Origin of the sequence: Sphaerospermopsis sp. FACHB-1094 (assembly GCF_014696195.1) — a bacterium.
Taxonomy (GTDB): Bacteria; Cyanobacteriota; Cyanobacteriia; order Cyanobacteriales; family Nostocaceae; genus Sphaerospermopsis; species Sphaerospermopsis kisseleviana.
Map to the genome: position 1 here is coordinate 15546 of NZ_JACJPT010000047.1, position 22309 is coordinate 37854.

At 37.7% G+C, this 22309-nt stretch carries 18 protein-coding genes; 11 read left to right on the forward strand and 7 right to left on the reverse strand.

Going from position 1 to position 22309, the window contains the following annotated elements; translation table 11 throughout:
- Nucleotides 1–73 precede the first annotated feature (73 nt).
- The 3 genes from H6F47_RS15330 to H6F47_RS15340 form a co-directional block, all read right to left on the reverse strand.
- Nucleotides 74–694, reverse strand: a complete 621-nt coding sequence (locus H6F47_RS15330; protein ID WP_137667758.1) for a hypothetical protein — start codon at nucleotides 692–694, stop codon at nucleotides 74–76.
- Nucleotides 695–749: 55 nt separating this feature from the next.
- Nucleotides 750–1178: a hypothetical protein gene (locus H6F47_RS15335; protein WP_137667763.1), complete on the reverse strand. Its 429-nt coding sequence runs from the start codon at nucleotides 1176–1178 to the stop codon at nucleotides 750–752.
- Between the two features lie 136 nt (nucleotides 1179–1314).
- Nucleotides 1315–3123 (reverse strand): ABC transporter transmembrane domain-containing protein, encoded by a 1809-nt coding sequence (locus H6F47_RS15340; protein WP_190649887.1) that lies wholly within the window; start codon nucleotides 3121–3123, stop codon nucleotides 1315–1317.
- 243 nt (nucleotides 3124–3366) lie between these two features.
- Here H6F47_RS15340 and H6F47_RS15345 point away from each other — a divergent pair, with 243 nt between their 5' ends.
- The 3 genes from H6F47_RS15345 to H6F47_RS15355 all read left to right on the forward strand — a co-directional run bounded on the left by H6F47_RS15345 (nucleotide 3367) and on the right by H6F47_RS15355 (nucleotide 7041).
- Complete coding sequence (locus tag H6F47_RS15345) at nucleotides 3367–4215, forward strand: prohibitin family protein (protein WP_190347281.1); 849 nt, start codon at nucleotides 3367–3369, stop codon at nucleotides 4213–4215.
- Nucleotides 4216–4562: 347 nt separating this feature from the next.
- Nucleotides 4563–4982 carry a DUF1824 family protein gene (locus H6F47_RS15350; protein WP_137667761.1) on the forward strand — a complete coding sequence of 140 codons (420 nt, stop codon included), beginning with the start codon at nucleotides 4563–4565 and terminating at the stop codon, nucleotides 4980–4982.
- Between the two features lie 133 nt (nucleotides 4983–5115).
- Nucleotides 5116–7041, forward strand: coding sequence for an ABC-F family ATP-binding cassette domain-containing protein (locus H6F47_RS15355; RefSeq protein ID WP_137667764.1), 1926 nt, complete (start codon nucleotides 5116–5118; stop codon nucleotides 7039–7041).
- 195 nt (nucleotides 7042–7236) lie between these two features.
- Here the strand turns inward: H6F47_RS15355 and H6F47_RS15360 are convergent, their stop codons facing one another.
- The gene (locus tag H6F47_RS15360) at nucleotides 7237–7611 is read right to left on the reverse strand and encodes a hypothetical protein (RefSeq protein ID WP_096569908.1); all 375 of its coding nucleotides are present in this window, start codon (nucleotides 7609–7611) and stop codon (nucleotides 7237–7239) included.
- Nucleotides 7612–8263: 652 nt separating this feature from the next.
- Here H6F47_RS15360 and H6F47_RS15365 point away from each other — a divergent pair.
- Nucleotides 8264–8473: a molybdopterin-binding protein gene (locus H6F47_RS15365; RefSeq protein WP_137667765.1), complete on the forward strand. Its 210-nt coding sequence runs from the start codon at nucleotides 8264–8266 to the stop codon at nucleotides 8471–8473.
- 331 nt (nucleotides 8474–8804) lie between these two features.
- Here H6F47_RS15365 and H6F47_RS15370 read toward each other — a convergent pair whose 3' ends face one another.
- The 3 genes from H6F47_RS15370 to H6F47_RS15380 all read right to left on the reverse strand — a co-directional run bounded on the left by H6F47_RS15370 (nucleotide 8805) and on the right by H6F47_RS15380 (nucleotide 11116).
- Entirely contained in the window at nucleotides 8805–9134 is a 330-nt protein-coding gene (locus tag H6F47_RS15370; protein ID WP_096569910.1) for a ribulose bisphosphate carboxylase small subunit, read from the reverse strand.
- A 59-nt stretch (nucleotides 9135–9193) separates the two neighbouring features.
- Nucleotides 9194–9601 carry a chaperonin family protein RbcX gene (locus tag H6F47_RS15375; protein WP_096569912.1) on the reverse strand — a complete coding sequence of 136 codons (408 nt, stop codon included), beginning with the start codon at nucleotides 9599–9601 and terminating at the stop codon, nucleotides 9194–9196.
- Between the two features lie 84 nt (nucleotides 9602–9685).
- Complete coding sequence (locus tag H6F47_RS15380) at nucleotides 9686–11116, reverse strand: form I ribulose bisphosphate carboxylase large subunit (RefSeq protein WP_096569915.1); 1431 nt, start codon at nucleotides 11114–11116, stop codon at nucleotides 9686–9688.
- A gap of 954 nt (nucleotides 11117–12070) precedes the next feature.
- On the opposite strand from H6F47_RS15380, the gene H6F47_RS15385 reads away from it, so the two are divergent.
- The 7 genes from H6F47_RS15385 to prmA all read left to right on the forward strand — a co-directional run bounded on the left by H6F47_RS15385 (nucleotide 12071) and on the right by prmA (nucleotide 22221).
- A complete protein-coding gene (locus H6F47_RS15385; protein ID WP_199291179.1) occupies nucleotides 12071–13636 on the forward strand; it encodes an NACHT domain-containing protein in 1566 nt (521 codons plus the stop codon).
- Nucleotides 13637–13701: 65 nt separating this feature from the next.
- Complete coding sequence (locus H6F47_RS15390) at nucleotides 13702–15693, forward strand: WD40 repeat domain-containing protein (protein WP_190649889.1); 1992 nt, start codon at nucleotides 13702–13704, stop codon at nucleotides 15691–15693.
- Nucleotides 15686–16729, forward strand: coding sequence for an ATP-binding protein (locus tag H6F47_RS15395; RefSeq protein WP_190649890.1), 1044 nt, complete (start codon nucleotides 15686–15688; stop codon nucleotides 16727–16729). The genes H6F47_RS15390 and H6F47_RS15395 overlap by 8 nt, the downstream gene beginning before the upstream one ends.
- 249 nt (nucleotides 16730–16978) lie before the next feature.
- Nucleotides 16979–18058: a two-component regulator propeller domain-containing protein gene (locus H6F47_RS15400; RefSeq protein ID WP_190649893.1), complete on the forward strand. Its 1080-nt coding sequence runs from the start codon at nucleotides 16979–16981 to the stop codon at nucleotides 18056–18058.
- A gap of 421 nt (nucleotides 18059–18479) precedes the next feature.
- Entirely contained in the window at nucleotides 18480–19253 is a 774-nt protein-coding gene (panB, locus tag H6F47_RS15405) for a 3-methyl-2-oxobutanoate hydroxymethyltransferase (protein WP_096569922.1), read from the forward strand.
- Nucleotides 19254–19619: 366 nt separating this feature from the next.
- A complete protein-coding gene (serA, locus tag H6F47_RS15410) occupies nucleotides 19620–21200 on the forward strand; it encodes a phosphoglycerate dehydrogenase (protein WP_137669031.1) in 1581 nt (526 codons plus the stop codon).
- 100 nt (nucleotides 21201–21300) lie between these two features.
- Nucleotides 21301–22221 (forward strand): 50S ribosomal protein L11 methyltransferase, encoded by a 921-nt coding sequence (gene prmA, locus H6F47_RS15415; RefSeq protein WP_096569926.1) that lies wholly within the window; start codon nucleotides 21301–21303, stop codon nucleotides 22219–22221.
- The last annotated feature ends 88 nt before the right edge of the window (nucleotides 22222–22309 follow it).

Genomic DNA, 22309 nt, shown 5'->3' on the forward strand with positions numbered 1-22309 from the left:
AGCTAAAAATATTTTCTTTGGGGTAAAGTATTCTGAATCCTTACTAACTGCGGTATGATGTGGAGCTTAAATTCTAATCATACAACCAAGTATTATTAGAGAAATCATCTTTTTTTGTATCTGGTTTAGATTTTTCTACAATTATTTCTGGTGGTTTGTAGGATTTTCTGGGATTAACTGCTAAAGATTTAGTAATTTCTTTTGCAGGTTGTTTTACGGTTTCTTTAACAGGTTCTTTCACTGTTTCTTTCACTGTTTGCTTTTTAAGTTCATTATTTTCTTCTATAAGTTGAGAATTAGATTCAGCTAATTTTAATGCTGTTTTTTTAGTTTCATAAAGTTCTTTACCTAATTTTTCTGATAAAGATTTATGTTCAGATAATGCGGTTTTTAATTCAGTGATTTCTTGTTGCAGCGTAGTTTCTTGATTTTGGTATTTTTCCAAAGATTCCTGTAAGTTCTTGATGGTAATTTCTAATTCTGCTTTAGTAGGATTTGCGCGTTTAGCGGTGGTTTCCAAGGGTGTTTTAACTGTGGTTTCCTCAAATGTAGAAATTTCTGTTTCTGCTGTTTCTGCTGTTTCTTCTGTATCTAAGACTTTTTCTGCTGTAACTTCAATCGCAGTTTCATCGGGAGATGGGGTAAATTTTTGAGCTTCTTCTTGTAATAATTCAGTCAGACGTTTTCTAGGCATTATTTTCTCCTATTTAATTATTTTCTTATTTCTAAAGTTGCGATTTTTTGCTTTCTTAAATTACTAACTGTTCACTCATCTTTTGTTCCAAAGAATCCAACAAAGTATCCACATCTTTACCAACTTGTTCAAAACACTTTTGCGGTGCTGGTTCAGGTGCAAATTGAATTAATTTAATTTCTCCTTTACCAATACCAATCATTAAAACTTCTATTTCTGGTTTATTATTATCAATAATTCCTAGAAGTTCTTGTAGTCGGTTTTCCACTCGCTCATTTAATTTTTCTACCGCTTCTTGAGGACAATAAACAAAATGCGGCTGAGGTTGTAAATCAATACCAATAGTTCCCTGACTATCGCCATTTTCTAACCACAATCCCCAAAATAAAGCAGCTAATTCTTGCTGATTTTCTTTGACAAATTTATCTAATTGTTTCCGCCACTTGGTATCCCCGGTTTCTGGTTTTGCACTGCTAAACATAATTGGTGATTGGTAATGGGTAATTGGTAATTGGTAATTCATAATTCATAATGGGTAATTGGTAAATTAACCTCCCCCTGCTCCCTGCTAGAAAGCTCCCATGCTTATTCACTATCACCTGTCACCTGTAAACTGTCACCTATCTTAACCCCGATTGTACACGCCAGAGATTGGTGTAAACGCCATCTTTCTCTAGGAGTTGTTCATGAGTTCCTGATTCTACTAATTGTCCATGTTCCATGACATAAATGCAATCAGCATTGCGGATGGTAGAGAGACGGTGAGCGATTGCAATTGTTGTCCTGTTAACTGTTATCCTTTCTAAAGAACGCTGAATAGCAGCTTCTGTTTCATTATCCACTGCCGATGTCGCTTCATCCAAGATTAAAATGGGCGGATTTTTCAAAACTGCACGAGCTATAGCTATTCGTTGTTTCTGTCCACCAGATAACTTTTGTCCCCGCTCTCCCACAATTGTCTCATAACCTTGGGGCAATCGCATAATAAAATCATCGGCTTCTGCGACTTTCGCGGCCATGATAATATCTTCCTGGGAAGCGTCAAATGTACCATAGGCAATATTTTCCGCTACAGTACCATGAAACAGAAACACATCCTGACTAACCAAACCAATACAATGGCGTAAATCTCGTAAATTTAAACTTTGTAAATTCACACCATCAAGAGTAATTTTACCATATTGGGCTTCATAAAATCTCAGCAAAAGTTTAACTAAGGTGCTTTTTCCTGACCCTGTTGAACCCACAATAGCAATGGTATTTCCGGCAGGAATTTCTAGAGATAAATGTTTAATTACTGGTAGTCTATCTTTATAAGCAAAAGTCACATTTTGAAACTCTACCGCACCCCGCACCAATTCCACCGGTAAATTAATATTTCCTGTATAAATCTCAATCGGAGTATCTAACAAATCCATAACTCGATTAGTAGAAGCCATTGCCCTTTGATATAAATCAAAAGTATCTCCTAATCTGGTTAAAGGCCACAATAATAATTGCACTAAAAACACTAAAGAACTATAAGCACCAACTGCTAGATTACCTGCTATGACTTGCATTCCCCCAAAAATCAATAATATTGTGAATGCTGCCAAAATAAACATTCTAATAATGGGAATATAAGCCGCAGAAAAAGCAATTGCTTTGGCATTACTAACCCGATAAGCATTACTTTCCGATTCTATCCGCGCTGCTTCATAATCTTCAGATGTAAAACTTTTAATAGTAGTAATCCCACTCAGATTATTAGATAATCTGCTATTAAGTAAACCCACCTTTTCCCGTACATTAGCATAGCGGGGAGCAAGTAATTTCTGAAAAGCTACCGAACCCCCTAGAATAAAGGGCATAGGTAACATAGCCATCCATGCTACACTAGGAGCTAAAATAAAAAAGGCGCTGCCAATAATTACAATAGTTGTAATCACTTGGATAATATCATTTGCACCCACATCCAAAAAACGCTCTAGTTGGTTAACATCATCATTGAGGATAGACATTAAACCACCCGTACTGCGTTCTTCAAAATAAGCTAATTCTAAGTCTTGTAGGTGTTTATAAGCATCCAGACGTAAATTATGCTGAATATTCTGCCCCAAATTCCGCCAAAGTAACTTATAGCGATACTCAAAAAATGATTCTAAGATCCAAGTAACGACCGTGAGAAATGATAAAATAGCGAACTGCCCAGAAATATTTTTAATACCTAACTGAGCAATGATAGAATCTTGTTGTTTGACAACCACATCCACTGCAATACCAATTAAAGCCGGTGGTGCTAAGTCAAAAACTTTATTGAGGATAGAAGCACCAGTAGCTAACCAAATTTGTCGTTGATATTCATGTCCATATTCCAGTAGACGTTGCAGAGGATGTACAAAATGCCTACGCTTTCTTGATGCTTTGTGAGATTTGATTTCTGTAGCCACAGCCCTTTAAAGTCGCGTGCATCCAATATTACCATAAATCAGGTAATAAATCCGGCTTCCTGAGCAAGAGAAGAATTATATTACTAGCAGTGTATTTTCAGAAACCTAATTAAAAATAGTTATGGGTGGGTTATTTTCAGCCAAATTAACATTAAAAATCTAAATCTTGGGCAAATATTAGTTTTAATTAACTGAATTTGTGTTATTTTACTCAAAAACCAGTATATAAAAGGAGATATAACCTTGAAAAATCAACAACTTGGAAATTTACAGACTTCAATTATAGGAATAATAGCGGCAATAATAGTGATTTTGGGGTTAAATTCCTTTGTCATTATCAATCCTGGACAAGCGGGAGTGATTAGCATCTTGGGTAAAGCTAGAGACGGTGCGTTAACAGAAGGTATCCACATTAAACCGCCATTTATCTCAGTGATAGATGTGTATGATTTAACGGTGCAGAAATTTGAAGTTCCCGCAGAAAGTTCTACCAAAGATTTGCAAAATTTAACTGCGAGATTTGCCATTAATTTTCGTCTTGATCCGATGCAAGTAGTGGAAGTAAGAAGAAAACAAGGTACACTAGAAAATATAGTTTCTAAAATTATTGCGCCCCAAACCCAGGAAGCATTTAAAATAGCAGCAGCAAAACGTACAGTAGAAGAAGCAATTACCAAAAGAAGTGAATTAAAAGAAGATTTTGATACAGCATTAGGCGATCGCTTAGATAAATATGGGATAATCGTATTAGATACGAGCGTAGTTGACTTAACCTTTTCTCCAGAATTTGCGCGAGCAGTTGAAGAAAAACAAATTGCGGAACAGAGAGCGCAAAGAGCCGTCTACATAGCAAGAGAAGCCGAACAAGAAGCCCAAGCCGAAATTAACCGCGCTAAAGGTAAAGCCGAAGCTCAAAGACTGTTAGCAGAAACTCTCAAAGCTCAAGGAGGACAATTAGTTTTACAAAAAGAAGCAATTGAAGCTTGGAAAACAGGGGGCGCACAAATGCCAAATGTGCTTGTTATGGGTGAAAATTCCCAAGGTAGTATTCCCTTTATTTTTAACTTGGGCAAAATCTCAAATCAATCTTGATTTGTATCAAAAATAAAAGGAGTCAGTCGTAGGGGCAACCCCCTGTGGTTGCCCTCTTGAGTCAGGAGTGAGCAAAAAAGAAGAAAACCATAATAGGCTGTAAATTGATATCATTAACACTGGTGGAATTTGACAAAACTGGAGCATCCTTTTTATTAACTCAGTTTCACTAGAAACAAAAGCTGATTACTGACTGCTGAATGCTTACTTACTTACTTACATATATAAAATATATAGCATGAAGATTTGATTTTTCAATTCACGAAATATACCTTAATCTTCTATAATTCTATTAACTTTTACCTTTTTCCTGTCTAACCAAGTAAATTCACACATCCAATTGCTATATGTCAACTTCTAACCGCACCAACCTCACCATTTCCGAAGCCAAAAAAATCCTCAACAAATTTAACTGCTTAGATATAGCACCTGTCCTCAAACCATTAGAAAAAGCCTTAACCCGTGAGGCAATAATTTTGCTTATTAAGCAGTCTGATTACCAAATTTTAGGGATTTGTGCTGATACAGCTGAAGAAGGAATTTTGGCAATGAAAACCTATTCTCACGCTTTCGGTTATCAAGCACCAGATAATTTACCTCACCCAGAAGGTCCAGTTTATATCAAATTAAACGGTAAAAATGGACTGTGTTATTTAGATTCCTACGCCGGACATCATCGCGGTGTATTAGTTTCTTGTCAATCCTATTATGAAGGTGGAGTAAATGAAATGTATGGACATTTACCCCTGGATTTATTTGTTGGATAGGTGACAGGTGACAGGTGACAGGTGACAGGTGACAGGGAAGAGGGGTAATAGTAATCAATTACCCATTACCAATTATCAATTACCAATCACCAATTACCCATTACCCATTACCCATTACCCATTACCAAATTTTATGAGTCTTATTACATTACAATCAGTTAAAAAAGATTTTGGGATCAAAGAAATATTAAAAGATGCCACATTTAGCATTGATGCCACTGATAAAGTTGGTTTAATTGGCACTAACGGTTCTGGTAAATCAACTTTATTAAAAATGATAGCTGGGCTAGAATCAATTGATGGCGGACAAATTTTAACCAACTCTGGTGCTAAAATTATTTACTTACCTCAACAACCAGAATTAGATGAAAATCACACAGTTTTAGAACAGATATTTGCTGATAGTGGTGAACATACAAATTTAGTGCGGGAATATGAAGAACTGACGGATAAATTAGCTCATTATCCCGAAGATTCTATATTAATGTCTCGCTTATCTCTTGTCATGCAGCAGATGGATGCTACTGGTGCATGGGAATTAGAAACCAATGCGAAAATTATTCTCACAAAATTAGGAATTGCTGACTTTGATGTGAAAGTTGGCACATTATCAGGAGGTTACAGAAAGCGGATAGCACTAGCAACAGCTTTGTTAGCTGAACCAGATGTATTATTGATGGATGAACCTACAAACCATCTGGATGCTTTATCTGTGGAATGGTTACAAAGTTATTTAAATCGCTTTCGTGGTGCATTATTTCTCATTACTCACGACCGCTATTTTTTGGATAAAGTTACTAATAGAATTATCGAAATTGATAGAGGTGACATTTACACCTATTCCGGTAATTATTCCTATTATTTAGAAAAGAAAGCTTTAGCAGAAGAATCTGCTGTAAGTAGTCAACGTAAACATCAAGGTGTATTACGTCGAGAATTAGAATGGTTAAAGAGAGGACCAAAAGCCAGAAGCACCAAACAAAAAGCCCGGATTCAACGTATTCAAGCAATGCGCGAAACTGAGTTTAAACAAGCTCAGGGTAAGGTTGATATTTCTACAGTTAGCAGACGTATTGGTAAAAAAGTTATTGAACTCAATAACATTACTAAAGCTTACAATGATAGAACTTTAATTAATGATTTTACCTATGAATTTAGTCCCGAAGATAGAATCGGGATTATTGGTGGAAATGGTTCTGGAAAATCAACTTTAATGAATATTATCACCGGACGCATTCCCCCAGATAGCGGTACTGTAGAAATTGGTAGTACAATACATATTGCTTATTTTGATCAACATTCTGAAGAATTACTATCAGCAGTTAATGAAAATCAGCGCGTAATTGATTACGTTAAGGAAGAAGGGGAATTTATCAAAATTGCTGACGGGACAAAAATTACTGCTTCCCAAATGTTAGAGAGGTTTTTATTTCCTGGAAATCAGCAATATGCACCCATTTATAAACTTTCTGGGGGAGAGAAACGGCGTTTATTTTTGTTACGCTTGCTGATTAGTACGCCGAATGTTTTGATTTTAGATGAACCGACTAATGATTTGGATGTGCAAACGTTAGCAGTTTTGGAAGAATATTTAGAAGATTTTTCTGGCTGTGTAATTGTAGTTTCCCATGATCGGTATTTTTTAGATCGTACTGTAGATACTATTTTTGCACTAGAAGAAGGTGGGAATTTACGACAGTATCCGGGTAATTATTCAGTTTATTTAGATTACAAAAAAGCTGAAGAAACTGCACAACAGGAAGCAGTTAATAGTAAAGAAAAGGCGAAAAATACCACCGAGGAAAAAACACCAACTCCAGAAACAGAAACTAAAAAACGTCGGCGTTTATCTAACTGGGAAAAACGAGAATTTGAGCAATTAGAAGGTAAAATTGCCCAATTAGAAACAGAAAAAGCAGAAACAGAAAAAGCTTTAGCAAATGTGCCACCGGGAAAATATACCCAAGTGCAAAATTTATATGAACAGGTAGAAGCACTCAAGCAAGCTATAGATGTGGCCACAGAACGCTGGTTAGAATTAGCGGAAATGGATGCGTAGAGAAGGCAGAAGGCAGAAGTAAAAATTCTCGTTCCCATACTCTGTATGGGAATGAATTATAGAAGTCAGAGACTTCTATTAAAGCAGAGGCATAGCCTCTGTTATGTCATTCCTAGCCGGAGACTAGGAACGAGATATTTTCTTCTTACTGTCACCTGTCACCTGTCACCTGTCACCTGTCACCTGTTCCCTGATTTAAGAATTATTTACGTCTTCCCCAGGCCAAGGTTGATCTACACTTATTACCCAAGGGATACCATTATTTACTGGTGAACTAATACTAATTTTGGCTTTATTAGCAAAACGCTTTAACTTATCTGCCAAATAGGGAACATTAATCATGATATTTTGGTAACTTTCGATATCATGACAAACCATCATTAATATTAAAATACCACCATTAACCTTAAAATACCAATGGCAACTGGATAAGACAACGCGCACCGTATTTTCACACGCTAGGAAAAAGCGTTTTTTAGTAACTTCTTCCAGTTGACTCATTAATAATTCGCTGATTTGCGTAGTTTTATAGGTAGGCAAATCATCTGGAGAAAGGTGTGATTTAGTCATATAATGTCGTCCTTTTTGAAAAGAACAAGATACTGACGTAATCTCTATTATTCTTGATAATTAGAATCTTAAATTACGTCAAATTTTGAGATATTCCTATCTGACAACCGTTCACTCCCTTATGAATGTTTATATAGTTGATATTTGCTCTCATCTAATTTTCCACATATTTTCTTTATAAATTGAAATACAAAACTTTATGAAGTTTTGTTAATATTGGCAAATCTAGATGCAGAACAGGTTTGAGAACCCGTTGAGTTTTTAAGTGTTTTCAGAAAATTTACATAAATATATACAAATATACAATCAATCTCTCAACAAAATTGAGGAGAAAAATTTGTACCTAGCCAGCAAATTGGCAAAATGTTGTGATATATTAGCCATCAATTTCAGGACTTACGCAAAATATCTCTCCAACCCTCTTTCCTTCGTGTCCTTCGCTCCTATGCCTTCGGCACGCTTCGCGAACGTGGTTCATTCTTCCGTGACTTATGGGTAAGTCCTAAATTTAATAAGATGAATTAAATAAGACCAAATATTTTTTAATTCATGAAAAAATTAAAAATATATTAAGTATAATTATAATCAAAAATTAAACGAGATAATGATAACTATTGGTTTGATTATAAACAATAATCAGGAAGATAAAAATATGCAAGTTAGCGCCCGTAATGCACTCAAAGGCACTGTCAAAAAAGTTGTACCTGGGTTGGTTAATTCTGAAGTAATAATAGAAATAGCTCCTGGAGTTGAAGTAACTTCAATCATTACTAAAACTTCGGCTGACAACCTAAAAATTCAAGAAGGTAGTCAGGTTTATGCTGTAATTAAAGCCACTGATGTGATCATTGCCACTGACTAAAATAGTAAATTTTTAGTCTTGATTAATTTCTAAAAAATCAATTATTCAAAAATTTTGGGTGGGTACTTTACTTACCCAAAATTAATTTACATTTGTCTGAATTTTATGTATTTAAATAAGTTTTATAGGTAGATTTGACCACAATTAAAACATAAATTGTTTTGCTTAATTTACCATTAAAGTTGGTAAAAGTCAACATGAACTTTCAATACAACTCATCATTGCATCTGTGTTCACAACCGTGTGAGCGATACAAAAAAAAGAGAGATAGAAAACTCTACCTCTCACCAGGGTATGTATAAATTATTGAAACATTAAACCGAATCAGATTTTAGTATCTGCTGGGTTTGTGAACGATGAAGCTTAAAACTTGGCACTGTTTGATGTTGTCAAAACCAACAACACGAATATAGCAGTTACCATACAGAGAACGACAAGCTTGAACTTCGCTCAATACTTCACGGGTGGTTTTAGCACCAAACAAAGGTAACTTCCACATTGTCCAGAAAAGTTCGGTAGGTTCAGAAGTTTCGTTAAACTCAACTGCTGGGATATAACCTTGACTTAAAATGTACTGAACTTGCTTTTCAATTTGCGCGTCAGACAGAGGAGGAAGATAGGAAAGGGTTTCGTAACGACGCTCTTTTGGTAAAGTTTGCATAGCTGTTGTTAGTTAAGTGGCTATTTTTTACTATTTGGTTTTTGGCACTTAAGCCTATCCTAATCAGATAAATTATCTAAATCAGGATCTGAGATTTTCTGCTGTTCTGTTTTTGGGCTGGGACTTGATAAATCTAGTTGCGTGATGCGTTCGAGATGCTGGCGACGCTGTTTCATATTGGCTTCCTGAATGCCAGTACGCACCATTTCCGGTAAGAAATCGGTTACTTCCTCTGCTATGTGTTCCCGGACAGTCATTATCCGCAAAGCCAAATCTGACTTTACTAGAAACAGTTCCTCTATGTACGCTTCTCCGTCTTGAATTTTCCCGGCAGAAAAGTTTTGCAACCAATGTGCTAGAGGAGGATTAGTTTCGCCTAGCTGCGCCAAAACAGTCATAAGTGCCTGATAAGTCAGATAACTTTGGAGAGTTTTGGCTGTGTCTTTTGCAATTTGCTTGAGATTCATGCTTGACCCAGCCCCATAGATTTTAGATTTTGGATTTTGGATTTTAAATTGCTCTAATAGTCCAAAATCGCAAATCCTAAATCATCAGACGGTATCCATTGCTTCAAACTCGAACTTGATTTCTTTCCACAGTTCGCAAGCAACGGCCAACTCAGGAGACCACTTAGCAGCTTCGCGGATAATGTCGTTACCTTCACGAGCCAAGTTGCGTCCTTCGTTACGAGCTTGGATACAAGCTTCTAGTGCTACGCGGTTAGCGGTTGCACCAGGAGCGTTACCCCAGGGGTGTCCTAATGTACCACCACCAAATTGTAGTACGGAGTCATCACCAAAGATTTCTACCAATGCGGGCATATGCCATACGTGGATACCACCGGAAGCAACTGCCATTACACCAGGCATAGAAGCCCAATCTTGGGTAAAGTAGATACCGCGAGACTTGTCTTGCTCAACATAGTTTTCACGTAGCAAGTCAACGAAGCCCATTGTGATGCCGCGTTCACCTTCCAATTTACCCACAACAGTACCAGTGTGGATGTGGTCACCACCGGACATCCGCAGGGTTTTAGCTAATACACGGAAGTGGATACCGTGGTTCTTTTGACGGTCAATTACAGCGTGCATCGCGCGGTGGATGTGCAACAACAGACCGTTATCACGACACCAACGAGCCAAGGTGGTGTTAGCGGTGAAACCTGCGGTCAAGTAGTCGTGCATGATGATGGGCATTTCGAGTTCTTTAGCGAACTCAGCACGCTTGAGCATTTCTTCGCAGGTAGGCGCGGTTACGTTTAAGTAGTGACCTTTGATTTCGCCGGTTTCTGCTTGTGCTTTTTTGATCGCTTCTGCTACAAACAAGAAACGGTCTCTCCAACGTTGGAAAGGAGCGGAGTTGATGTTTTCGTCGTCTTTGGTGAAGTCCAAACCACCACGCAAACATTCGTATACTGCACGTCCGTAGTTCTTAGCAGATAGACCTAATTTGGGCTTAATTGTACAACCCAACAAAGGACGACCATACTTGTTCAATTTGTCGCGCTCAACTTGAATACCGTGTGGAGGTCCTTGGAAGGTTTTCAAGTAAGCTACGGGGATGCGTAAGTCTTCTAAACGCAATGCACGTAAAGCTTTGAAACCAAATACGTTACCTACAATAGAGGTCAACATATTGGTTACAGAACCTTCTTCAAATAAGTCTAAAGGATAAGCTACGTAAGCAATATATTGGTTATCTTCACCAGGAACTGGTTCGATATCATAACAACGACCTTTGTAACGATCTAGGTCGGTTAACAAGTCTGTCCATACTGTTGTCCAAGTACCAGTAGAGGACTCAGCAGCTACAGCCGCACCAGCTTCTTCAGGAGGAACTCCGGGTTGGGGGGTCATCCGAAATGCTGCTAACAGGTCTGTATCTTTAGGTGTGTAATCAGGTGTGTAATAAGTAAGTCTGTAATCTTTTACCCCAGCTTGATACCCAGATTTGCTCTGAGTCGAAGTTTGCGCGTAAGACATATTTTCCTTCCAAGAAGTCACTCTTTATTACTATCAAATCACGTTATGTGCAACTTCTTATCGCCCTTTTTCTTTCTCGTTTTCTCATGATAACTATAAGAAAAACTTATATAGAAAAGACGGAGGTGGGCGGATATAGCGTTATTAGTGCTACAAAAAGCTGGCAGCGGTTGTAGTTTACCGCATATCTTCTTTTATATGTAGGCGTACTGTGACACGCTTTTAATTTTTCTTTACCCGCACACAAAGTGTTTTCTATCTCTTATGCTAACCCTACTAAACCTGATTAGTTTTAGGGAAACTTCGGAACTTTACAGGCATTCTTGGAAGTTATCCCCTCAAAATCGGAATAATTCGGGTTTTTGGGCTATATAGCTTTCATTCCCGTTTTTCCTTTCCTGATATCTTGCCCTGATAGGAGAAAAAGATATGGAGGAAACTTTGTTAACTGTGGTTTAGCTCAAGGGTGGGCGCAGGATAAAAAATTGCACACGACGCAATTTGTAACTTGACTCACAATATATCAAGATTTGGATAAGTTATTCTTTGAAACTTTTTAACTTTTATATTTAAATTTCTTATATAAGAAAAATTTTAACTTTTTGTTAAGATTGCTTTACAACTGTGTATATACAGTGTAATTAATGTCATCTCACCTATATTGCTGACAAACAGACACAATATAATTATCGAGAAAAATATGCAAATTTTATACTAAAAATACTTAACTGTATTCAGTTACTTTTTAATAGACATCTCCGGAAAAGAAGGTAGAGACGTTCCCTGGAACGTCTCTACAAGGGTTTCAAACCATTTACATTTAATTTTCGGAGATGTCTAATATCCATAGCAAGCGTAAATTTTGGTAAAAGACTAAACTAAAGGCAGCACTAAGCTTATATAGTGAATGCAATAATACTTTTAAACCTCATAATAACTGTTCGGTCATCAATCATGATCATAGAATTTTCTACTATCACTTCTGCAATTAGTAAAGTTGCTCCTCAAGCAAGTCAACTACTGATTAAACACGCGCAAAGAAACGAAGCTGTCATCAAAGTTTTACAGGAATTAAAACTCAATCCTACAGAAATTCCTAATGATATTGATGGAGTTTATGCTTATAGCTTGGTTAGGTATGGGATATTTAAACATGAAGCAATTTTAAATCTGTTTAGAGAGAAAGTAATTAAAGATTTTTTTTGGGATGCTTATAGTAATAATGCTCCCTTTCAGTTTGTCAACAATACTAAAAAGTTTCTGAATCAAAATAGTGAACTGAATAACCAGATAGTCAGGGCTAAAATTAATATATTAGCGGAATTAGAAGAATTTGGTGAGGCTTTTATTGCCATTGCTAAACAAACCAAAAACGAAAAATATGAACCTTATCCAGATTGGGATTTAGATATTTATCCTAAAGAATTTAAAGCATTAATTTTTGAAAAAACTCGCTTATTTTGCGGTCGTAATTTTGTATTTAAAGCTATTAATCAATTCTTCAATACTCAACCCAAAGGTTATTTTACCGTGATTGGTGATGCAGGGATGGGAAAAAGTGCCATAGCTTCCAAATACGTTTTAGCGACTAAATTTCCTTGTTATTTTAACATCTTTGCCGAAGGGCGCAACAAACCAGAGAAATTTTTAGCTAGTATGCGTCAACAATTAATCAAACGTTATTCTTTACAAAATGCAGAAAACGCAGATTTAAGGACATTATTAGAAAAAGTCAGTGAAAAAGGACAAAGATTAGTCATTGTTGTTGATGCACTAGATGAAGTAGAACAAGAAGGAAATAGCAATCTTTTAGATTTACCTCAAAACCTGCCTAATGGTATTTATTTTTTACTGACAAGAAGACCTTATAATCAAGAAACCAAACGTTTAACAGTTTCTCCTGATACCCCTGTCAGTGAATTAGATTTAACCAAAGGTGATTATACAGCTTTGAGTCAGGAAGATGTAAAAGAGTATCTGCACTTATTTTTAAATAATGACGCAAAATTGAGAAATTGGATTAATGAACGCAATATTGCTGAAGATAGTTTTGTGGAACAAATAGCGTTAAAGAGTGAGAATAACTTTATTTATTTACGTTATCTCTTACCGGGAATATCTGAAGGGAAATATAACGATTTAAGTTTACAGGGATTACCCCAAGGATTACAGGATTATTATACAACCCATTGGACACGCATGGGCATGGATAAAGAATCCAATGAAAAGAAAGTGAAAATACTTTATATATTGGTAGAAAGAGGAGAAGCAATTTCTAGTGAAATGATTGCGGATATTTTGGATGAAGATGAATTTGATGTGAAAGACGTTTTAGATGATTGGATAGAATATGTAACACCGAAGGTAAATTTAGAAGAAGAGAAAACCTACTATAGTATTTATCATCGAAGCTTTTTGGAATTTCTCAAAGGACAGGATAAATTAGCTAAAGGTCGGAAATTATTTAGGGAAGTTAATAAGAGTATGGCTAATTATATGCTGAACCAGATGGACTTATAATCAAAATTCAGATCCCCGATTTCTTTAAGAAGTCGGGGATATAAAACCTATAGGAGATAGAAAAAATGGGAAATATCGCCACTAAATTAGCATCAAAACCATCAGAATTTCAAAGCTTGTTTTTAGGACAATTCCCAGAACAACAATTAAAAGCTGGTAACTTAGACAAGTATTATCAAACCCTCACAGATTTTGATTTTATATCTCTCAAAATTAACTATCCTAAATTTGGAATAGAATCTCTAGTAAAAGATTATTTATTAATTGAAGACCCTGAAATATTAGAACTTTTAGCAGATGATGAAAAATTAAAATCTGAACAAATAAAAACACTCAAATTAATTCAACAAACCTTAGAATTATCAGCCCATGTAGTGAATCAAGACCGACATCAATTAGTATCACAATTATGGGGCAGATTGCAGAGTTTTGCAAATTCAGATATTCAGAAAATATTAGCAGATGCAGCACAAAGTAAAAGTGAAATTACTCGATTACGTCCCCTTACAGCCAGCTTAACTACTCCTGGGGGAAGTTTATTGCGTACTTTAACTGGTCATAAAAACCGCATAAGAACAATAGCCATAACCCCCGATGGTACAAAAGCCGTTTCTGGTTCAGATGACAACACCCTGAATGTGTGGGATTTGGAAACAGGAACAAAAATACATACTCTAATTGGTCATAACCACTTTGTAAATACAGTAGCTATTACCCCAGATGGCAAAAAAGCCGTTTCTGGTTCAGATGACAACACCCTGAATGTGTGGGATTTGGAAACAGGAACAAAAATACATACTCTAATTGGTCATAACAAACGGGTAAGAGCAGCAGCAATCACTCCTGATGGTACAAAAGCTGTTTCTGCTTCTAATGACAACATCCTAAAGGTGTGGGATTTGGACACAGGAACAGAAATCTCTACTCTGACTGGTCATAATACCTGGGTAAGAACAGTAGCCATAACCCCCGATGCTAAAAAAGCTGTTTCTGCTTCCAATGATAACACCCTGAAGGTGTGGGATTTGGACACAGGAAAGGAAATCTATACTCTGATTGGTCATAATAACTGGGTAAGAACAGTAGCCATAACCCCCGATGCTAAAAAAGCTGTTTCTGCTTCTAATGACAACATCCTAAAGGTGTGGGATTTGGACACAGGAACAGAAATCTCTACTCTGACTGGTCATAACCACTTTGTAAATGCAGTAGCCATAACCCCCGATGGCAAAAAAGCTGTTTCTGCTTCCAATGACAAAACCTTGAAGGTATGGGATCTGGAAACAGGAACAGAAATCTCTACTCTGACTGGTCATAACCACTTTGTAAGAGTGATAGCAATTACCCCCGATGGCAAAAAAGCTGTTTCTGGGTCAGATGACAAAACCTTGAAGGTGTGGGACTTGTACACAGGAAAGAATCTATATACTCTGATTGGTCATAATAACTTGCTAAATACAGTAGCCATTACCCCAGATGGTAAAAAAGCTGTTTCTGGGTCAGATGACAATACTCTGAAAGTGTGGAATTTACAGTCAGCAAAGGAATTCTCTACCCTGACTGGTCATAACAACTGGGTAAATACAGTAGCAATTACACCCGATGGCAAAAAAGCCGTTTCTGCTTCAAATGACGAAACCTTGAAGGTGTGGGATTTGCACACAGGAAAAGAACTCTCTACCCTGACTGGTCATAACGACTGGGTAAATGCAGTAGCAATCACCCCCGATGGCAAAAAAGCTATTTCTGGTTCTGATGATAATACGTTAAAATTGTGGGATTTAGAAACATTTCAGGAAATTTGTACCTTTACAGGTCATGAAAATTGGGTGAGGTCAGTTGCAATTACACCTGATGGCAAAAAAGCTGTTTCTAGTTCTGATGATAATACGTTAAAATTGTGGGATTTAGAGGAAAGAAAGGAAATTTCTAATTTTACTGGTGATACATCAATCATAAGTTGTGCTGTTTCCCCAGATGGGTTAATGGTTGTCGCTGGAGAACAATCAGGTCGTGTTCATTTCCTAAGATTGGAAGGGGGGTTTAAAAATGAATAATATCATCCAAAATACAATTGATATTCCCAGATATCCCCCAGAATTTCAGCAAATTATAACCGCTAAGAATCATAACTTTGTCGGTCGTGAATTTGTCTTTTCTGCTATCAATAACTTTCTTCATCAATATGACCGTGGCTATTTTACTATAATTGGTGAACCGGGTATTGGTAAAAGTGCGATTATTGCCCATTATGTTAATGAAAATCCAGGAATTGTATATTATAATGTAGATATTTCTGGAAAAAATCGCGCTGATGAATTTCTGTCTAACGTTTGTACACAATTAATAGAAATTGCCCAAGCTAAAGGCATTAAAAACATAGATGATAATTTAATTAATTCTACTACAGAAAATAGTAGTTTTTTATCTTTGTTATTGCAACAAATCAGTGATAAATTACATCCAGAACAAAGGTTAATTATTACTATTGATGGTTGTGATAGAATTGATATTAACAATCAAATACGTGGTTCAAATCTTTTTTATTTACCCCGTTATTTACCTGAAAAGGTTTATTTTATCCTTGCTCGTCGTCCGTTTTTAGCAGATAAGTCTGGTTTATTAATTGAAACTCCATCTCAATCTTTAGATTTATCTAACTATCCTGAACAAAACCGCGCTGATATTCAGGAATATATCAAAAAATATATCAAAAATTCTAGTCCTGAAAATATTCATCATCAGTTAATACCGGATGAAACTAATTTTATGTATGTCCGGGAAGTTTTGACAGGAAATAATTTAGATAATTTAATCAAATATTATCAAATTCATTGGAAACAGATGTTTTTAAAAACAAGTAGCCATGAATCAATGGCTTTACAGGTATTAACTATGTTAGTTAAAGAGCAACCAATTTCACTAGAAACAATAGCGGAAAGATTAGATGAGGATGAATATGATATTAAGGTAATTTTAGACAATTGGCGAGAATTTTTACATTTAGAAAATATAGCAGATGAGATTAATTATAGTCTTTATCATCCTCATTTCTGTCAATGGTTACGGGAGAAAATTGAATTGAGTGAGTAAATTGAGTAAAACTTAGATTAGATATCTCCGAAAATGAACTATGCGTAACTTGAAACCCTTTATTTTTAAACTTTCTTTGTATTTTAATCTTGAAAGCTGATAGCTGACTGCTGAATACTTATCAATTATGTATTCTGTCTTCTAAATACTGACTTTTCAAGTTTGCTACATTATAACCAATTAATGGAAGAATATGGTAAGAATACAGCCATAAGACATTAGTAAAATTAACTAGAAAGGAATATAAACGTGGACATATTTCACAAACATACTCATTTATTGATAATATCCGCGCTTTTGGGGTTAATATCTGTACCCTGGTTAGAAAATTCTGCACTAGGACAAAATAACCCTGATCCAAAACTCAGTAATGCAGCTACTTACCCAGTTGCACCCCCACCAAAAAGAGTAGACCCTTTACCCGATGAACGGGATGTCCTAGAGAGAGAAACAGAAACAGATTATCGGATCAGTAACTTATTAAAGGATTTTTCTGGTAATTTGTGGGTTGGTTCTTGGCGGGGTTTATCACGCATTGACCCGAATACAGGTAATATTATTGCCCGTGTCAGTTTACCAAATGTGACTATTACTGCCTTAGCTGAAGATAAAGTTGGTCGTTTGTGGGTAGGTAACTATGAAGGTTTAACGCGAGTAGACCCCCGGACTAATGAAATTACCGCACAAAATTTATTACTACCTTCCAAACGAGTATTATCTTTGCTGGTTGATAAACGTGGTTATTTGTGGGCTGGTACAGATGCAGGTTTAGCTTTGGTTAGTCCCGACCAAGGCTTAATTATGACAAATTTAAAAAATCTACCGGGTGTTAGTGCCAATGCCATGACCTTAGATGCAGATGCTCAGTTGTGGGTGGGAACTTTAGATGGACTGGTCAGGGTAAATACTGCCAGTGCTTTGATAATGAAGAGGATAAATAATTTACCAGGGGCGACAGTACAAACTTTAGCCATCAGTCCTGAAGGGTTAATTTGGGCGGGAATGCCAAATCAATTATTGGTAATAAACCCCAAAAATGGGATTGTGTTAAGGTCTGTAACTCCTCTGCGCGGCAAAAATGTCACTTCAGTTCATTTTGCTGAAGATGGTAGTGTGTGGGTAGGAACTAACAACGGTTTGTTACGATTAAGTCCCGATACCGGAGCTTTATTAGACCAAGTAACAGGTTTGCCTTCTCGTCAGGTGTTGACTCTTGCCCCTGATGTGGGTAATAAGTTATGGGTGGGAACCAGCGAGGGGTTAGCGTGGTTAATGCCTACAATGGAAAAAGCACGGCCTCATTTTGGTTTTGGGCGGAGTGTGAAGTAGGGAGTGGTGATTGGTGATTGGTGATTGGGAAAGAAGGCAAAAGGCAAAAGGCAAAAGGCAATAGGCAAGAGTTTCTGAATTTTGAACTTTGAATTTTGACTTGATGCCTCCCCTACCTCCCCTACCTCCCCTCTCACAAGGGTAGGTATTTTACATTGTCGTCAGGGCAAGACTTGGTGGACAAGGTGGACAAGGTGACAAGGGAGGAAAACAGTACAAATTCTGTATTCTTAGTCACAAAAATAGTCCGTCAAAAAACCATTGTCCGTATAAAATCTTCCTTGTCCATCCCTTCGACTACGCTCAGGACAAGCCTTCCTTGTCTTCCTGGTCTTGCCTTCACAGATCATATTAAAAACCTACCCCTGTGAGCTGCCCCCTGCCTCCTGAATGAACTCCTTGAACTCCTGAACTCCTGATTATGCCAATTACTACCCAGCAATTAATACAATGGAAACAGCAAGGACGGGCAATTGTCGCTTTGACTGCTTGGGATTATGCGATCGCTCAACTGTTAGATACAGCTGGTGTAGATTTAATCTTGGTGGGTGATTCTCTGGCAGTTATGCTGGGATATGAAACCACTCTGCCAGTTACGTTAGAAGAAATGATCCACCATGCTAAAGCTGTGCGTCGTGGTGTAAAACGGGCTTTGGTGGTGGTAGATTTACCATTCTTAACTTATCAAGAAAGTGTTTCCCAAGCGATGCACTCTGCTGGCAGAATACTGAAAGAAACTGGCGCACAGGCGGTAAAATTAGAAGGTGGCTATCCGGCAATGGTCGAAACTGTAGCCCGGTTGGTACAAGCTGGTATTCCTGTCATGGGTCATGTGGGTTTAACACCGCAATCAGTACATCAACTCGGTTTGCGACAACAGGGCAAAACTCAGACCGCAGGAGAGCGCATTTTCAATGAGGCGATCGCTCTAGAACAAGCTGGTGTATTCTCTCTAGTCTTAGAACATATCCCCGCCAATTTAGCATTAGAAATTACTCAAAAAGTACGTGTTCCTACCATCGGCATCGGTGCGGGTGTTGATTGTGATGGTCAAGTATTGGTGACTTCTGATGTTTTGGGGCTTTCAGAAAAACAGCCACCCTTTGCTAAAGTTTATACAAACTTACGAGAACAAATTACCAACGCAGTCCAAAGTTACGCCTTAGAAGTGCGCGGTGGCCAATTTCCTAATTAGTTATTGGTGATTGGTCATTAGTTATTAGTCATTGGTCATTAGTTTAATTTTACCCAATCACCAGTCACCAATCACCAATCACCAATGTCATTTAGGTACATCTGAGTAATTCCATTACTATAGAGTACGTAAGGCTGCTAGTTTGTTATAGAAACACATAATTTTTGCTGAATTGTTGCGGATAAGGACTAAACTTAAAAATCTTGTACAGCAAATTCGTAAGCAGTCAGGAGTCAGGAGTCAGAATGTTTTATCAAACAGTAGATTATCAAATATATGATTTTGGACGTAACTGTTAAAAACCTGACTGCTGACCGCTAATAGCTAAATGCTTGCGGAAAACCTATAATTGTAAATGAAGTAATCATGTCTAAGGTTCTTGTTTCCGATCCCATTGACCAAGCTGGTATTGACATTCTTTCCCAAGTTGCTACAGTTGATGTCAAAACAAATCTAAAACCAGCAGAACTAATAGAAATTATTGGTGAGTATGACGCGCTGATGATTCGTTCTGGAACTCGCGTTACTCAAGAAATTATTGAAGCCAGTACCCAATTAAAAATTATTGGCCGTGCTGGTGTGGGTGTGGATAATGTGGATGTTCCTGCGGCTACTCGTAAAGGTATTGTAGTCGTTAATTCCCCAGAAGGAAATACCATTGCGGCTGCCGAACACGCATTAGCAATGATGTTATCTTTATCTCGTCATATCCCCGATGCTAATGCTTCTGTAAAAAGGGGAGAATGGGACAGAAAAACTTTTGTCGGTGCGGAAGTCTATAAGAAAACCCTGGGTATTGTGGGGTTAGGAAAAATCGGTTCTCATGTTGCTCATGTAGCTAAGGCAATGGGGATGAAGTTATTAGCTTATGATCCCTTTATTTCTACAGAAAGAGCAGAACAAATTGGTTGTCAGTTGGTGGAATTAGATTTATTATTCCAACAAGCAGACTATATCACTTTACACATTCCCAAAACTCCAGAAACTGCCAATTTAATCAACGCTAAAACTTTGGCGAAGATGAAACCCACCACCAGAATTATTAACTGTGCTAGGGGGGGAATTATTGATGAGGCAGCATTGGCAGCGGCGATTAAAGAAGGTAAAATTGCAGGTGCAGCTTTAGATGTATTCGACTCTGAACCTTTGGCAGAATCTGAGTTGCGATCGCTGGGTAAAGATATAATTCTCACACCCCATTTAGGTGCATCTACTGCCGAAGCCCAAGTAAACGTAGCCATAGACGTGGCAGAGCAAATCCGCGACGTGTTGTTAGGACTACCAGCCCGTTCTGCGGTAAATATTCCTGGACTCGGACCCGATATCTTGGAAGAACTCAAGCCGTATATGCAGTTAGCGGAAACCTTGGGTAACTTGGTAGGACAACTGGCAGGTGGCAGGGTGGAAACACTGAATGTTAAACTACAAGGGGATCTGGCTACTAATAAGAGTCAGCCTTTAGTAGTAGCGGCGCTGAAAGGGTTGCTTTACCAAGCTTTGCGGGAACGGGTAAATTATGTCAATGCCAGCATAGAAGCCAAAGAAAGAGGTATTCGGGTAATTGAAACCAGGGATGCTTCAGCAAGAGACTATGCAGGTTCGCTACATTTGGAAGCTACAGGTACTTTAGGTACTCACTCTGTCACAGGTGCTTTGTTGGGTGATAAGGAAATTCACTTAACTGATGTGGATGGTTTCCCCATTAATGTGCCACCTAGCAAATATATGCTGTTCACCTTACACCGGGATATGCCAGGAATTATCGGTAAACTCGGTTCTTTACTGGGCAGTTTTAACGTTAACATTGCCAGTATGCAGGTAGGAAGGAAAATCGTCCGTGGTGATGCAGTAATGGCTTTAAGTATTGATGATCCTTTACCAGATGGCATCTTGGATGAAATTAAACAAGTATCTGGTATTCGGGATGCTTATACAGTAACACTTTAAAACAGGTGACAGGTGACAGGTGACAGGTGACAGTTATATTCTTTATTCCCTGTTTCCTGTTCCCCGTTCCCTGTTCCCTGTACTAGTAATTTAAAATTCTATGGCAAATACTTGGTGGGAACTGAAAATTTTATGTGAACCAGACCTAGAAGATTCTATCTTTTGGCGACTGGAAACTTTTGGCTGTCGTGGTACTGCTATTGAAAGCAAAGGAAATTCATCGCTGTTAAAAGCTTATTTGCCTAGCTTTCAAGCACAATTATTAGATTTATCGGCGTTATCTTTATGGTTGCGTCAAGATGCTTTGTGTATCGGGTTGCCTTCTCCGCTGTTACACTGGAATTTGATTGATGAGGAAGACTGGTCTAGTAGTTGGAAACAATATTGGCAACCTCAAGATATTGGCGATCGCTTCTTGATCAACCCCGCATGGCTACCATTACCTGCATCATCAGAACGGTTGGTGATTCGTCTTGATCCTGGTGTTGCTTTTGGTACAGGTAATCACGCCACAACTCAACTATGTCTAGAATCTCTGGAAATGCGCCTAAGTGCAATTCCTGATTCTTTTATAGGTACAGAAAATAAAAAAGATTCCCTAGTAATTGCGGATATTGGCTGCGGTTCTGGTATCCTTTCTGTAGGTGCTATACTCCTGGGGGCAAAAAAAGTTTATGCAGTTGATAATGATCCTTTGGCGGTAAAATCAACTTTGAGCAATCGCACCCTTAATGATATTAATTCAGAACGCTTGATCCCAGCCTTGGGTAGTGTGGACGTTTTGACAAAAATAATTGATCAGCCAGTTGATGGTATTGTTTGTAATATTTTGGCTGATGTCATTATTGAGTTAATTCCAGAAATGGCAGCTATTATTAAACCAAGTACCTGGGGTATTTTTAGTGGTATTTTATTAGAACAATCTAAAGCTGTGGCTGATGTTTTAGAACAAAATGGTTGGGTTGTGGCTACCCTGTGGAAACGCAAAGAATGGTGTTGTTTAAATGCCAGACGTTCTTAAAAACTGGTGACTGGTGACTGGGGACTGGGGACTGGGGACTGGGGACTGGGGACTGGGGACTGGGGACTGGGGACTGGGGACTGGGAAG